This window comes from Dactylosporangium sp. NPDC051087 (assembly GCF_055586325.1).
On record NZ_JBVJIJ010000037.1, the window covers coordinates 80988 to 94578 of the forward strand.

At 72.9% G+C, this 13591-nt stretch carries 14 protein-coding genes; 7 read left to right on the plus strand and 7 right to left on the minus strand.

Features of this window, described 5'->3' with window-relative positions; genetic code table 11:
- Nucleotides 1-11: 11 nt before the first annotated feature.
- Nucleotides 12-407, minus strand: a complete 396-nt coding sequence (locus ACZ6TV_RS47320; RefSeq protein ID WP_465306817.1) for a DUF6153 family protein — start codon at nucleotides 405-407, stop codon at nucleotides 12-14.
- Nucleotides 408-498: 91 nt separating this feature from the next.
- On the opposite strand from ACZ6TV_RS47320, the gene ACZ6TV_RS47325 reads away from it, so the two are divergent.
- Complete coding sequence (locus ACZ6TV_RS47325) at nucleotides 499-2574, plus strand: copper-translocating P-type ATPase (protein ID WP_465306819.1); 2076 nt, start codon at nucleotides 499-501, stop codon at nucleotides 2572-2574.
- Nucleotides 2575-2619: 45 nt separating this feature from the next.
- Here the strand turns inward: ACZ6TV_RS47325 and ACZ6TV_RS47330 are convergent, their stop codons facing one another.
- From ACZ6TV_RS47330 to ACZ6TV_RS47355, 6 genes are all read right to left on the minus strand, one after another.
- The gene (locus tag ACZ6TV_RS47330; protein WP_465306821.1) at nucleotides 2620-3600 is read right to left on the minus strand and encodes a C40 family peptidase; all 981 of its coding nucleotides are present in this window, start codon (nucleotides 3598-3600) and stop codon (nucleotides 2620-2622) included.
- 415 nt (nucleotides 3601-4015) lie between these two features.
- Nucleotides 4016-5188, minus strand: a complete 1173-nt coding sequence (gene chrA / locus ACZ6TV_RS47335) for a chromate efflux transporter (protein ID WP_465306823.1) — start codon at nucleotides 5186-5188, stop codon at nucleotides 4016-4018.
- Nucleotides 5185-6030 carry an arsenate reductase/protein-tyrosine-phosphatase family protein gene (locus ACZ6TV_RS47340; protein WP_465306825.1) on the minus strand — a complete coding sequence of 282 codons (846 nt, stop codon included), beginning with the start codon at nucleotides 6028-6030 and terminating at the stop codon, nucleotides 5185-5187. Before ACZ6TV_RS47340 ends, chrA begins: the two co-directional genes overlap by 4 nt.
- Nucleotides 6031-6063: 33 nt before the next feature.
- Nucleotides 6064-6855 (minus strand): MerR family transcriptional regulator, encoded by a 792-nt coding sequence (locus tag ACZ6TV_RS47345; protein WP_465306827.1) that lies wholly within the window; start codon nucleotides 6853-6855, stop codon nucleotides 6064-6066.
- Nucleotides 6856-6878: 23 nt separating this feature from the next.
- Nucleotides 6879-7640 carry an ABC transporter permease gene (locus tag ACZ6TV_RS47350; RefSeq protein ID WP_465306829.1) on the minus strand — a complete coding sequence of 254 codons (762 nt, stop codon included), beginning with the start codon at nucleotides 7638-7640 and terminating at the stop codon, nucleotides 6879-6881.
- Nucleotides 7637-8389 carry an ABC transporter ATP-binding protein gene (locus tag ACZ6TV_RS47355; protein ID WP_465306831.1) on the minus strand — a complete coding sequence of 251 codons (753 nt, stop codon included), beginning with the start codon at nucleotides 8387-8389 and terminating at the stop codon, nucleotides 7637-7639. The genes ACZ6TV_RS47350 and ACZ6TV_RS47355 overlap by 4 nt, the downstream gene beginning before the upstream one ends.
- Before the next feature lie 91 nt (nucleotides 8390-8480).
- Between ACZ6TV_RS47355 and ACZ6TV_RS47360 the strand changes: the two genes are divergently transcribed.
- The 6 genes from ACZ6TV_RS47360 to ACZ6TV_RS47385 form a co-directional block, all read left to right on the plus strand.
- Nucleotides 8481-8660: a hypothetical protein gene (locus ACZ6TV_RS47360; RefSeq protein ID WP_465306833.1), complete on the plus strand. Its 180-nt coding sequence runs from the start codon at nucleotides 8481-8483 to the stop codon at nucleotides 8658-8660.
- Nucleotides 8657-8746 (plus strand): K(+)-transporting ATPase subunit F, encoded by a 90-nt coding sequence (gene kdpF / locus ACZ6TV_RS47365; protein ID WP_203854220.1) that lies wholly within the window; start codon nucleotides 8657-8659, stop codon nucleotides 8744-8746. Before ACZ6TV_RS47360 ends, kdpF begins: the two co-directional genes overlap by 4 nt.
- Nucleotides 8746-10407: a potassium-transporting ATPase subunit KdpA gene (gene kdpA / locus ACZ6TV_RS47370; protein ID WP_465306835.1), complete on the plus strand. Its 1662-nt coding sequence runs from the start codon at nucleotides 8746-8748 to the stop codon at nucleotides 10405-10407. The genes kdpF and kdpA overlap by 1 nt, the downstream gene beginning before the upstream one ends.
- 29 nt (nucleotides 10408-10436) lie before the next feature.
- A complete protein-coding gene (gene kdpB / locus ACZ6TV_RS47375) occupies nucleotides 10437-12527 on the plus strand; it encodes a potassium-transporting ATPase subunit KdpB (protein ID WP_465306837.1) in 2091 nt (696 codons plus the stop codon).
- Between the two features lie 17 nt (nucleotides 12528-12544).
- Entirely contained in the window at nucleotides 12545-13414 is an 870-nt protein-coding gene (locus tag ACZ6TV_RS47380) for a potassium-transporting ATPase subunit C (RefSeq protein ID WP_465306839.1), read from the plus strand.
- Between the two features lie 73 nt (nucleotides 13415-13487).
- Nucleotides 13488-13591: hypothetical protein (locus tag ACZ6TV_RS47385; protein ID WP_465306845.1), on the plus strand; the 104-nt coding region annotated here is incomplete at its 3' end.

The following is a 13591-nucleotide window of genomic DNA, read 5'->3' on the forward strand; positions in this document are numbered from 1 at the left end:
CCGGAGCGGGCCTACGTCCGCCAGATCGACAGCATGCTGCGCGGCGGCGGGCCACACCCGGTGCCGCCGGCGGCGTCGGCCGCGACGGTGACGGCCAGCACCCGGCCCGCCGGGGCGGGCAGCGTCGCGTGCGACGCGGTGAACGTGGGAGCCGGGGCGCCGATGGCGGGCGGCAGGGCGGACTGGCACATGGCCGTGGCGTGGCCGCCGCCGTGCGGCGAGCCCGGGCAGGGATCGTGGTGCCCGTCCGGGGCGCACTCCGGCATGGCCTCGGCGGCCGTCGCCGCGCCCCCGTGCGCCGCCGGCGGGAGCGGGGCGGTGGCGACGGTGTGCATCCACGCGACACCGAGCACGAGCAGCACCACGACCAGCGGCCAGGCGCGCGGCCGCGCGCGGCGGATCAGCACCACTCCCGGACCACCTCCTACGCAACATCGTAGACCCGTCGCCGAGCCACTCTCATTTGCCGACTATACCCCCTGGGGGTATGGTCGAGGCATGTCTCAGCCGCACCACACCGCCGCCCCAGGGCACGACAAGCACGACGCGCACGACAAGCACGCTGGGCACGACCCTGAGGTGTTCCGGCGCAAGTTCTGGCTCAGCCTCGCGCTGACCGTCCCGATCGTCGCGACGAGCCACATGGTGATGGGCTGGCTGGGTTACGAGATCGACTTCCCCGGCATGCCCCTCGTCGGGCCGGTGCTGGGCACGGTGGTGTTCCTCTACGGCGGCCGGCCGTTCCTCGCCGGTGCCGCGGCCGAGGTCCGCGACCGCGCGCCCGGCATGATGCTGCTCATCTCCATGGCGATCAGCGTGGCCTACGTCGCGTCCCTCGCGACCAGCATCGGCTGGTTCGGCCTGGAGTTCTGGTGGGAGCTCGCCGCGCTGGTCACCATCATGCTGCTCGGGCACTGGCAGGAGATGAAGGCCATCGGGCAGGCCGGCGGCGCCCTCGCGGCCCTCGCCGCGCTGCTGCCCGACGACGCCGAGCGCCTCGACGACGGCGGCCGTCCACAGCCCGTGCCGGTCAGCGACCTGCGCGTCGGCGACACGGTCCTGGTCCGCTCGGGTGGCCGGGTGCCCGCCGACGGCCGCATCGTCGACGGCCGCGCCGAGCTCGACGAGTCGATGGTGACCGGCGAGTCCCGGCCGGTCCCCCGCACGGTCGGCGACCGGGTCGTGGCCGGCACCGTCGCCACCGACTCCGCGCTGCGCGTCCAGGTCGACGCCGTCGGCGACGGCACCGCCCTCGCCGGCATCCAGCGCCTCGTCGGGCAGGCCCAGCAGTCCCGCGGCCGGGCGCAGGTCCTCGCCGACCGGTTCGCCGCCTGGCTGTTCGCCATCGCCGCGGGCGCCGGGCTGGTCACCTTCGCCGTCTGGTGGGCGCTCGGCGATCTCGACGAGTCCGTGGTGCGGACCGTGACGGTGCTGGTCATCGCCTGCCCGCACGCGCTCGGCCTGGCCATCCCGCTGGTGATCTCCCTGTCCACCGCCGTCGCCGCCCGCGCCGGGATCCTGGTGAAGGACCGCCTCGCGCTGGAGCGGATGCGGACCGTCGACGCGGTGCTGTTCGACAAGACCGGCACCCTGACCAAGGGCGCCCACACCGTCACCGGTGTCACCGCCGGTGGCGGTCCGGGCGGGCTCACCGAGCGGCAGGTCCTGCGCACCGCGGCCGCCGTGGAGGCCGACAGCGAGCATCCCCTGGCCCGCGCGATCGTCGCCGCCGCGCACCGCGACGACGCCACTCAGCTGCGCGCCGAGGGTTTCCAGTCACTGACCGGCCGCGGGGTGCGGGCCACCGTCGACGGGGTCCGCTACGCCGTCGGCGGACCGGCCCTGCTGCGGGAGCTGCACGTCACGCCGCCCGCCGACGTCGCCGCCGCGGCCGCGGCGTGGGCCGGGCGCGGCGCCGCCGTGCTGCACCTCGTCCGCCTCGACAACACCGCGCACGACGAGACCGCGCACGTCGTCGGCGCGCTCGCCCTCGAGGACGAGGTCCGGCCCGAGGCGAAGGAGGCGATCGCGCAGCTGCGCCGGCTGGGCATCGGCAAGATCGTCATGATCACCGGCGATGCCCGGCAGGTCGCCGACGCCGTCGCCGCCGACCTCGGCCTGCGGCCGGGCGTCGACGAGGTGTTCGCCGAGGTCCTCCCCGCCGACAAGGACCGCACCGTCGCCGAACTGCAGGACCGCGGGCTGCGGGTGGCGATGGTCGGCGACGGCGTCAACGACGCCCCGGCCCTGGCCCGGGCCGACGTCGGCATCGCCATCGGCGCCGGCACCGACGTCGCCATCGAGTCCGCCGGCGTGGTCCTCGCCTCGTCCGACCCGCGTGGCGTGACCGGCGTCATCCGGCTGTCCAGGGCCAGCTACCGCAAGATGGTCCAGAACCTCGCCTGGGCGGCCGGCTACAACATCGTCGCGATCCCGCTCGCCGCCGGTGTCCTCGCCTGGGCCGGGATCACCCTCAGCCCGGCGGTCGGTGCGGTGCTGATGTCCGCGTCCACGATCGTCGTGGCGCTCAACGCGCAGCTCCTGCGCCGGGTCCGGCTCGCACCCGCCCGGTGAGCCGGCGGGCCGCGGCCCCGGCCCCACCGTCTGCGGCGGGGCCGGTCAGCCCGGGCGGCGGGCTCCCATGTACGGCATGGTGTCGATGCGGGCCATCCTGACCGGCACCCCGGCGCGGGACGCGTGGACCATCAGGTTGTTGCCGACATACATGCCGACGTGGTGCAGGTCGCTGTAGAAGAAGACCAGGTCGCCGGGGCGGAGGTCGGCCTTGCTCACCGCGCTGCCCTGCTTCCACTGCGCCCCCGTGTAGTGCGTGAGCGACACGCCCGCCGCCTTCCACGCGTACTGGGTCAGCCCGGAGCAGTCGAACGTGCCGGGCCCGACGGTGCCGAACACGTACGGCTTGCCGATCTGCGCGCAGGCGGTCTTCACCGCGGTGCCCGCCGCACCGCCGATGTACACCGCCGGGCACTGGCCGATGTACAGCGCGCTCGTGGGCACGTCGGTCGCCCCGAGCCGCCGGCGCAGCGCCTGCAACCGGTCGACCTCGGCCTGGATCGACTTCTTCCGCGCGGCGAGCTCGGTCTCCTGCGCCTGCTGCTGCGCGACGAGCGCGTCGATCTTCTCCTTGTCCGCGGCATACCCGTCACGCAGCTGCGCGACCTGTGCGATCTGCTCCGCGCTCGTCCTCGCCAGCCGGTTGAGCGTCGCCAGCTGCTCCGCGAACGTCTGCGGCGAGTCCGTCGACAGCAGCACGCTGAGCACCGACGCCCCGCCGTACTTGTACTGCCGCGCCGCCATCACCCCCACCTCCTGCATCGCGGCGTCGACCTGCCGTTGCAACGGTGCCAGCGTGTCGTTGAGCGTCTTGGCCTTGCCCTGGTTGGCCGTGAGCTGACTGTGCAGGTCGTTGTACTGCTCGATGACCGGCTCCAGCTTCTCCCACGCCTCGTCGAGCTGCCGCTCGATCTCCGGCAGCGACGGCTCGGCATGCGCGGAGACGGACGGCACGAGCCCGACGAGGGCCGCGGCGGCGACGACGAGCGCTCTGCGAACGGCCGGGAACCTGCGGTTACGGACCACCGGGCGACGCCCTTCCTCCAGGTGACTGCTGACGGGGTCGGTCAGCAGGCCGGGCCGGCGACGGACGCGTGCGGCGTCGTCCGCCCCGGGACCGTGGCCAACCGTAAGGAGGTCGGTGTCCGTAAATCAACCCGGTGACCGGATTCCTTCGCTGCGCAGCCGGACCATCACCTGGCGTGCGCTCCTACGGGCGATCGGACACGTGGCAGATCCCTGCCCGGCAACCACGGCGGCGCGGACTCACAGGCCGGCGAGCTTCCCGGTGTCCCCAGTTCCGTTGCCCCACCTTCGAAATCGACCTCCTATTTGTCATAGGAGTTGTCGACAAGGCGGCACCGGGCGGGGATTCGGTGACCTGGAGGCCGCGGTCAGGGAGCGCCCCAGGGCCGGGCGCGCACCTGCCCGCCATCGGACGTCACCGCGGCAAGGGGGCGCCGGCGAGGACGAGGACGACGCCCACCGCGGCGGCGGCGAGCAGGGTCAGCACGGGTCCGCGGCGCAGGGCGAGCAGGAGCACGGCGGCGCCGGCGAGGACGCAGTACTGCCAGATCTGGGTGAGCGTCAGCGCCAGGGGGACGGCGGACCCGAGGATGGCGCCGATCGCGGCCGGGCCGGCACCGTCGAGGAACGCCCGGATGGCCCGGTTGCCGCGGAGCCGGTCGAAGCGGTGCGCGCCGAGCAGGATGAACGCGAACGACGGGCCGAACGCGACCGCCGAGGCGAGCAGGCCGCCGCCGAGGCCGGCCGCGGCGTAGCCGACGACGGCGACCGTCTGCACGACCGGGCCGGGCGTGATCTGCCCGAGAGCGACGGCGTTGAGGAACTGCGCGCCGGTCATCCAGTGGTAGTGGTCGACGGCGTCGGCGCGCATGAGCGGGATGATGACGAAGCCGCCACCGTACGACAGCGCGCCGACCTTGGTCGCCACCCACGCGACGGACAGCAGCACTCCCCCGCCGAGGCCGGCGGCGGCGAACACCGGCAGGCCGGGCGCCGGGCCGCGGCGGGACGGCGGCGGGACGCGCTGCGCGATCGCCTCGCCGATGCCGCACGCGATGAGCAGCAGCACCAGCCACGGCCCGATCGTCGCCGCCGCCACGACCCCCAGCAGCAGATACAGCGCCCAGCGCACCCGGCTGCTGTGCTGCGGCGCCCGGTGCCAGCCGGCGGGGATCAGGCTCACCCCGGCCTGCACGGCGACGGCGGCCACCGCCGCGCCGGCGCCCGCCCCCGCGGCCTTGATCCACACCGGTGGGTCGCCGCGCAGGAACAGCGCGGCCAGGGCGAGGATGACGATCAGGCCCGGGACGATGAACGCCGCGCCGCCGGCCAGCGCGCCGGCCCGGCCCCGCACCCGCCAGGCGCAGAAGATCGCCAGCTGGGTGGACGCGGGTCCGGGCAGCAGGTTGCAGGCGGCGATGGCGTCCTCGAACTCCTGCGCGTCGAGCCATTTGCGGTCCTCGACGCACAGCTTGCGCAGCAGGGCGATGTGGACCGGCGGGCCACCGAAGCCGAGGCAGCCGATCCTCCCCCACTCCTTGACCACGGTGCCCAGGCTCACCTGCGGCCGGGCGACCGCTGCGCTCACGGGGTGCCGGCCGGGTCGTCGAGGACGCCGCCGCGCAACGCGACGCCGGCTGCCCGGGGCCGGGCGGCCTCGGCGGCCTCGGCGGCCTCGGCGGCCTCGGCGGCCTCGGCGGCCAAGGTGTGCAGCAGGAAGTCGATCCGCTCGGCGAGCTCGCCGGCGGCGCGGTCGAACGCCGCGCGGCCGTCCGGGTCGGCGGCCGGGTCGGGCATGCTCCAGTGCGCGGCCTCCGGGGCGCCGGGGAACTCGGGGCAGACCTCGCGGACCCGGTCGCACAGCGTGACGACCCGGTCGAAGCGCCGGCCGGTGAACTCGTCGAGGTGCTTGGGGCGGGCGGCGCGCAGGTCGACGCCGCGCTCGGCCATGACGGCCACCGCGTCCGGGTGGACCGGTTTGGGCCGGCTGCCGGCGCTGAACGCCTCGACGGTGCCGCCCGACCGGTCGCGCAGGAGCGCCTCGGCCATCTGGGAGCGGGAGCTGTTGCCGGTGCAGAGGAACAGCACGCTCGCCGGGGCCGGTCGTGGCAGGGCCGGCGGCGCATACCGCAGGCCGGGATGCAGCGCGGCGCCGGTCGCGGCCAGCAGCCGACCGCAGCGGGCGAGGTCGAGCCGGTAGTAGATGTCGCGGCCGTCGGCGGCGCTGCGCCGGGTGCGGACGAGGTCGGCCCTGCGCAGCCGGCCCAGGTGATAGGACACGAGGCTCTGCTGCTCGCCCAGCAGCGCGGTGAGCTCCTGCACCTGCCGGTCGCTGCGGGCCAGCTCACCCAGCAGCCGCCAGCGCACCGGATGGCCGGCCGCCTCGACGAACACCGGAAGGTCCGTGCCGGCACCCCTGTCCCGCCCCACACCGGGAAGCATACATCAAACCGGTTTGATGGATTATCCCTCGGTACGGGGGTGCGGCTGCTCGAGCCGGTCCAGCCTGGTCCAGCGGGCCCAGCCGCGCTCGCGCATGAGGGCCAGCAGGTGCCGGGTGCGCGGCTCGGACTCGACGGCGAAGGCGTCCAGCAGGTCGAACGGGAGGTCGTCCGGCGCCTCGTCGCCGAAGCGCTCCCCGGCGGCCTCCGCCTCCTCGGCCATCGCGGCCATGATGTCGGCGACCTCCACCAGGCGCGGGTCGTCGCCGGTCGCGTCGCTGTCGAGCAGCTCCGACGCGAGGCGGTAGAGCCGCACGACGCGGGGGTCGTGCAGCTGCGCGAGTTTCGCGGGCATCCACCCGCCGATGTCGTCGGGCCAGCGGGCCGCCATCAGGATCCAGGCGTCCCGCTCGGTCTGCACGAGCCGTTCGGACGTGCCGAGCTCCCGCAGCCGCTGGAGGTAGCCGGCGACCTCCGGCGGCAGTGCGAGGCCGTCGCCGGCGGTGAGCCGGGCGATCTGTTCGCGGCTGGCCCGCAGGCGGTCGATCTCGCCGCGCAGGTCGGCGTCGATGCGCCGGACCGCCTCGGCGAAGGTGGCCGGGTCGGCCTCGAGCATCGCGCCGATCCGCGCGAGGGGCACACCGGCGTCGGCCAAGGTGCGGATCTTGATAAGGGCGACGACGGCCGTCGCGCCGTACCGCCGGTAGCCCGAGTCGTCGCGGCCGGGCTCGGGCAGGAGCCCGATCTGGTGGTAGTGCCGCACGGCGCGCACCGTGACGCCCGCGTACGCCGCGAGTTGACCGATCGTCAGCATGAGCGGATCCTGCCCGCGCCGGCTCAGGAGGTCCTGCGGCGGTAGGTGACGGCGGCGAGGACGTATGCCACGACGATGATCGTGGCGCACCAGCCGAGGGCGGTCCAGATGCCGGTGCCGACCGGCTGCGACGCGAGCAGCGCGCGGATCGCGTCGACGATGGACGTCGCCGGCTGGTGCTCGGCGAAGGCCCGGACCGGGCCGGGCATCGACGCGGTGGGCACGAAGGCCGAGCTGATGAACGGCAGGAAGATCAGCGGGTAGGAGAACGCGCTCGCGCCCTCGATGGACTTCGCGGTGAGGCCCGGGATCACCGCGATCCAGGTCAGCGCCAGGGTGAACAGGACCAGGATGCCCAGCACCGCCAGCCAGGCCAGCACGCCGGCGCCGGAGCGGAAGCCCATCAGCAGCGCGACGAGGACGACCATCGCGACCGAGATCAGGTTGGCGACCAGCGAGGTCAGCACGTGCGCCCACAGCACGGCGGACCGCGCGATCGGCATCGACTGGAACCGTTCGAAGATGCCGCCCCGCGTGTCCAGGAACAGCCGGTACGCGGTGTAGGAGATGCCGGAGGCGATCGCGATGAGCAGGATGCCGGGCAGCAGGTAGTTCACGTACGAGTCGGTGCCGGTCTGGATGGCGCCGCCGAAGACGTACACGAACATCAGCATGAGCGCGACCGGCATCGCCACGGTCGTGATGATGGTGTCCGGGCTGCGCAGGATGTGCCGCAGCGACCGTCCCAGCAGCACGGCGGTGTCGCCGGGGAAATGCCGGTTCACCGGGCACCGACCAGGGTGAGGAAGACGTCCTCCAGGGTCGGCTGCTTCTCGACGTACTCGACCTTGGCGGGCGGCAGGAGCTTCTTGAGGTCCTCGAGCGTGCCCTCCACGATGATCCGGCCGTCGTGCAGGATCGCGATCCGGTCGGCGAGCTGCTCCGCCTCGTTGAGGTACTGCGTCGTGAGCAGCACGGTCGTGCCGCTCTCGGCGAGCTGCCGGACCGCCTGCCACACCTCGAGGCGTCCCTCCGGGTCGAGCCCGGTCGTCGGCTCGTCGAGGAAGACGACCGGCGGGTCGCCGATGAGGCTCATCGCGATGTCCAGCCGGCGGCGCATGCCACCGGAGTACGTGCCGACCCTGCGGCCGCCCGCCTCGGTGAGCGAGAAGCGCCGCAGGAGGTCGTCGGCGACCGTGCGCGGGTTCTTGAGATGTCTGAGCCGCGCGACCAGGACGAGGTTCTCGCGGCCGCTGAGGATCTCGTCGACCGCCGCGAACTGCCCGGTGAGGCTGATCGACTCGCGGACGGCGGCGGCCCGCGTCGCGACGTCGAAGCCGTTGACCGTGGCCGTGCCCGCGTCCGCCTTCAGGAGCGTGGCGAGGATCTTCACGACCGTGGTCTTGCCGGCCCCGTTCGAGCCGAGCAGCGCGTAGACGCTGCCCCGGGCCACCTCGAGGTCGACGCCGCGCAGCACGTGCAGCCGCCGGTACGACTTCTCCAGGCCCCGCACGTGAATCGTTGGGGTGTCCATGCCGGGAGTATGGAGGGTTGACGCTGCGTCAGGGTCAACCCTCCATACTCCCGGGGCGTTAAGAAGCCGTCAAGGTCCGGGTGAGGTGCGTATGGATTTCATCAACGCCCCTGGGCACGTCAGACCGGCGGGGATTCACTTCGTTTGCGGCCGGCCCCGGCCGCGGAAACGACAAGGAGATCCCCTCGTGGCTGACCTGTGGTTCGTCCTGCTGACGATCGCGGCGTTCGCGGTCCTCGGCCTCGCGCTGCGGGCGGTGGAGCGGCTGTGAACGCCGAGAACCTCGTCGGTCTCATCCTCGCCATCGCCCTCACGGCATTTCTGGTGACGGCCCTGCTCTTCCCGGAGAAGTTCTGATGAGTCCCACCGCGGCGGGCGCGGTCTTCGCCGCCTCGCTGATCCTCGCCCTGGTGCTGGTGTACCGGCCCTTCGGCGACCACATGTACCGGGCGGTGACCTCGGCCCGGCACACCCGCGCCGAACGCCTCGTCCACCGGGCCGTCGGCGTGAACCCGGACGGCGAGCAGTCGTGGGGCGTGTACGCCCGCAGCGTCCTGGCGTTCTCGGTCGTGTCGATCCTCGCGCTGTACCTGTTCCAGCGGGTCCAGAACCATCTGTGGCTCAGCCTCGGCTTCGACCCGGTCGCACCGGACCAGGCGTGGAACACGGCGGTCAGTTTCGTCACGAACACCAACTGGCAGTCGTACTCCGGCGAGTCGACGATGGGTCACCTGGTCCAGATGGCCGGTCTCGCGGTGCAGAACTTCGCCTCGGCGGCCGTCGGCATCGCCGTCGCGGTCGCGCTGGTGCGGGGTTTCGCCCGCTCGAAGACCGACCAGCTCGGCAACTTCTGGGTCGATCTCGTGCGGATCTGCCTGCGGATCCTGCTGCCGGTGGCGGTGCTCGGGGCGATCCTGCTCATCGCCGGTGGCGTGGTGCAGAACCTCAGCGGCGGCACCCACGTCACCACCCTGGCCGGCGCCGGCCAGACCATCACCGGCGGGCCGGTCGCCAGCCAGGAGGTCATCAAGGAGCTCGGCACCAACGGCGGCGGGTTCTACAACGCCAACAGCGCCCACCCGTTCGAGAACCCGACCGGCTGGACCAACTGGCTGCAGCTGTTCCTGATCCTGCTCATCCCGTTCAGCCTGCCGCGCGTCTTCGGCCGGATGGTCGGCGACCGGCGGCAGGGCCTCGCCATCGCGGGCATCATGGCGATCCTCGCGATCGGCAGCGTCATCGCGATCAACGCCCTGCAGCTCGCGCACGGCGGGACGGTCCCCACCGCCGCCGGCGCCGCGACGGAGGGCACCGAGACCCGGTTCGGCGTCTCCCAGTCCGCGACGTTCGCCGCCGTCACCACCCTGACGTCGACCGGCGCGGTCAACTCCTTCCACGACTCCTACACGTCGCTCGGCGGCATGATCACCATGCTGAACATGATGCTCGGCGAGGTCGCGCCCGGCGGTGTCGGTTCCGGCCTGTACGGCATGCTCATCCTCGCCGTCATCACCGTCTTCGTCGCCGGTCTCATGGTCGGGCGCACCCCGGAGTACCTGGGCAAGAAGATCGGCGCCCGGGAGATCAAGTTCGCGTCGCTGTACCTGCTGACGACCCCGGCCCTCGTGCTCGTCGGTACCGCGACCGCGATGGGCTCGGCGGCGGCCCGGTCCTCGATGGCCAACCCGGGCGCGCACGGGCTGTCGGAGGTGCTGTACGCGTTCACGTCGGCGTCGAACAACAACGGCTCCGCGTTCGCCGGGATCAGCGTCAACACCACGTTCTACAACACGGCCCTCGGGCTGTGCATGCTGCTCGGCCGCTTCCTGCCGATCATCCTCGTCCTCGGCCTCGCCGGGTCGCTCGCCCGGCAGACCCCGGTGCCGCACTCGGCCGGGACGCTCCGCACGTACCAACCCCTCTTCATCGGCATGGTGGTCGCGGTGACGCTCGTCGTGGTCGCCCTCACCTACCTGCCGGCGCTCGCCCTCGGCCCGCTCGCGGAAGGCGTCCGATGAGCACCCTGACCGCCCCACAAGGAAGCGACATGACCGCCCCTGCCCCGCGCCGCGTCACCGGCGGCCTCCTGGACCCCCGGCAGCTGTGCAGGTCCACCCCGGACGCGCTGCGCAAGCTCAACCCGGCGACGCTGTGGCGCAACCCGGTCATGTTCATCGTCGAGATCGGCTCGGTCTTCACCACCGTCCTCGCCGTCGCGCACCCGAGCCTGTTCGCCTGGCTGATCACCGTCTGGCTGTGGCTGACCGTCGTGTTCGCCAACCTCGCCGAGGCCGTCGCCGAGGGCCGCGGCAAGGCCCAGGCCGAGACCCTCCGCCGGGCCAGGACCGACACCATGGCCCGGCGTCTCGTCGGCGCGGACCGGGTCGAGGAGCAGGTGCCGGCCGCGGCGCTGCAGCTCGGCGACGTCGTCGTGGTCGAGGCCGGTCAGGTCATCCCCGGCGACGGCGACGTCATCGAAGGCATCGCCTCCGTCGACGAGTCCGCCATCACCGGCGAGTCCGCACCCGTCATCCGCGAGTCCGGCGGCGACCGGTCCGCGGTCACCGGCGGCACGAAGGTGCTCTCCGACCGGATCGTCGTCAGGATCACCCAGAAGCCCGGCGAGTCGTTCATCGACCGGATGATCGCGCTCGTCGAGGGCGCCAACCGGCAGAAGACCCCCAACGAGATCGCCCTCAACATCCTCCTCGCGTCGCTGACCATCGTCTTCCTGCTCGCCGTCGCCACCCTGCAGCCCCTGGCGATCTACTCCAAGGGCGTGCAGGCGTTCGCGCCCGACAGCCTCGCCCTCAACGGCGACGGCGTCACCGGCGTCGTCCTCGTGTCGCTGCTGGTCTGCCTCATCCCGACGACGATCGGGGCGCTGCTGTCCGCGATCGGCATCGCCGGCATGGACCGCCTCGTGCAACGCAACGTCCTGGCCATGTCCGGCCGCGCGGTGGAGGCCGCCGGCGACGTGAACACGCTGCTGCTGGACAAGACCGGCACCATCACCCTGGGCAACCGGCAGGCCCGCGAGTTCCTCACCGTCGACGGGGTCACCGCCCGCGAGCTGGCCGACGCCGCGCAGCTGTCGAGCCTCGCGGACGAGACCCCGGAGGGCCGCAGCGTCGTGGTGCACGCCAAGAGCACGTACGGGCTGCGTGAGCGCAGCCCCGGCGAGCTGGCCGGCGCCACCTGGGTGCCGTTCACCGCGCAGACCCGCATGTCCGGGGTCGACGTCGAGGGACGGCAGATCCGCAAGGGCGCCGCGACCGCCGTCATGCAGTGGGTCCGCGAGCACGGCGGCCACCCCACCGGCGACGTCGGGCACATCGTCGACGCGATCTCCGGGGCCGGCGGCACCCCGCTCGTCGTCGCCGAACGCGTCGGCGACGGGCCGGCCCGCGCGCTCGGCGTCATCCACCTCAAGGACGTCGTCAAGCAGGGCATGCGGGAACGCTTCGACGAGATGCGCCGCATGGGCATCCGCACCGTCATGATCACCGGTGACAACCCGCTCACCGCGGCCGCCATCGCCAAGGAGGCCGGCGTCGACGACTTCCTCGCCGAGGCCACCCCCGAGGACAAGATGGCCCTCATCAAACGGGAGCAGGACGGCGGGAAGCTCGTCGCGATGACCGGTGACGGCACCAACGACGCCCCGGCGCTCGCCCAGGCCGACGTCGGTGTCGCCATGAACACCGGTACCAGCGCCGCCAAAGAGGCCGGGAACATGGTCGACCTCGACTCGGACCCGACGAAACTCATCGAGATCGTCGAGATCGGCAAACAGCTGCTCATCACCCGCGGCGCCCTGACCACGTTCTCCATCGCCAACGACATCGCCAAGTACTTCGCGATCATCCCGGCCATGTTCGCCGCGATCTACCCCGGCCTCGACACGCTCAACATCATGCGGTTGCACTCGCCGACCTCGGCGATCCTGTCCGCGGTCATCTTCAACGCCATCGTCATCGTCGCGCTGATCCCCCTCGCCCTGCGCGGGGTCCGGTACCGGCCCGGCTCCGCCGCGTCGATGCTGCGCCGCAACCTGCTCGTCTACGGCGCCGGCGGCGTCGTCGTGCCGTTCATCGGCATCAAAGCCATCGACCTCGTCATCCAGTTCGTCCTGTGAAGAATCGGGTTCTCCTGATGCGCCTCCCAGCCTGGCTCGGCCAGCACCTCGCCGCGTTCCGCGCCCTGCTCGTCCTGACCGCGCTGCTCGGCATCGCCTACCCGCTGCTCATGGTCGGCGCCGGCCGGCTGCCGGGCCTGTCGGGCCGGGCCGACGGTTCCCTCGTCGCCCAGGACGGCAGGACCGTGGGCAGCCGCCTCATCGGGCAGTCGTTCACCGACGCCGACGGTCGCCCGCTCGAGCGGTACTTCCAGTCCCGGCCGTCGGCCGCGGGCGACGGCTACGACCCGACGTCGACGTCGGCGAGCAACCTCGGCCCGGAGAACGTCGTCGACACCCACGGTGAGGGCGGCAAGCTGAGCCTGCTCACGCAGGTCTGCGCCCGCAGCAAGGCGGTCGGCGACCTCGAGGGCGTCGACGGCGGCCGCCCCTACTGCACCGCCGGCGGGGTCGGCGCGGTCCTCGCCGTGTTCCACCGGGACGGCGCGACGGGCCCGGTGACCCGCGTGGTGAGCCTCAACGAGACCGGCGGCGCCGGGCCGTTCGTCGCCACCTACGAGGGCGTCACGGTCGAGTTCGCCAGGCCCGGCGAGGACTACAGCAGGGGCGTCATCACCCCGGTCCGCGGTGGCGCGCCGGACCGGCCCGACGTCCCGGCCGACGCGGTCACCGCCAGCGGCAGCGGGCTCGACCCGCACATCAGCGTGGCCTACGCCCGCCTGCAGGCGCACCGCGTCGCCGCCGCCCGGGGCATGTCCCTGGCGGAGACGCAGCGGCTGATCGACCGGTACACCACCGGGCGGGTCCTCGGGTTCGCCGGCGAGCCCGGGGTCAACGTCCTGCAGCTGAACCTCGCGCTCGACGCGGGGCACCCGGTCCGCGACTGACCACGACCCGGCCCGCCGCGGTTCGCGGCGGGCCGGTCAACCCCGTCCGAGGACGGAGAAGGCACGGTGCGACATGGCGCGTGGAGAGTTGCGGGTGTATCTGGGTGCCGCGCCCGGGGTCGGCAAGACCTACAAGATGCTCGAGGAAGCCCGCCGCCGGCAGGAACGCGGCACCGA

Excerpts from the sequence above, each read along its gene's own strand:
- kdpB (WP_465306837.1), top strand. The coding sequence starts at position 10,437 with ATGACCGCCCCTGCCCCGCGCCGCGTCACCGGCGGCCTCCTGGACCCC.
- ACZ6TV_RS47325 (WP_465306819.1), top strand. The coding sequence starts at position 499 with ATGTCTCAGCCGCACCACACCGCCGCCCCAGGGCACGACAAGCACGAC.
- kdpA (WP_465306835.1), top strand. The coding sequence starts at position 8,746 with ATGAGTCCCACCGCGGCGGGCGCGGTCTTCGCCGCCTCGCTGATCCTC.
- ACZ6TV_RS47345 (WP_465306827.1), bottom strand. The coding sequence starts at position 6,855 with ATGCTGACGATCGGTCAACTCGCGGCGTACGCGGGCGTCACGGTGCGC.
- ACZ6TV_RS47360 (WP_465306833.1), top strand. The coding sequence starts at position 8,481 with ATGGATTTCATCAACGCCCCTGGGCACGTCAGACCGGCGGGGATTCAC.
- ACZ6TV_RS47355 (WP_465306831.1), bottom strand. The coding sequence starts at position 8,389 with ATGGACACCCCAACGATTCACGTGCGGGGCCTGGAGAAGTCGTACCGG.
- ACZ6TV_RS47380 (WP_465306839.1), top strand. The coding sequence starts at position 12,545 with ATGCGCCTCCCAGCCTGGCTCGGCCAGCACCTCGCCGCGTTCCGCGCC.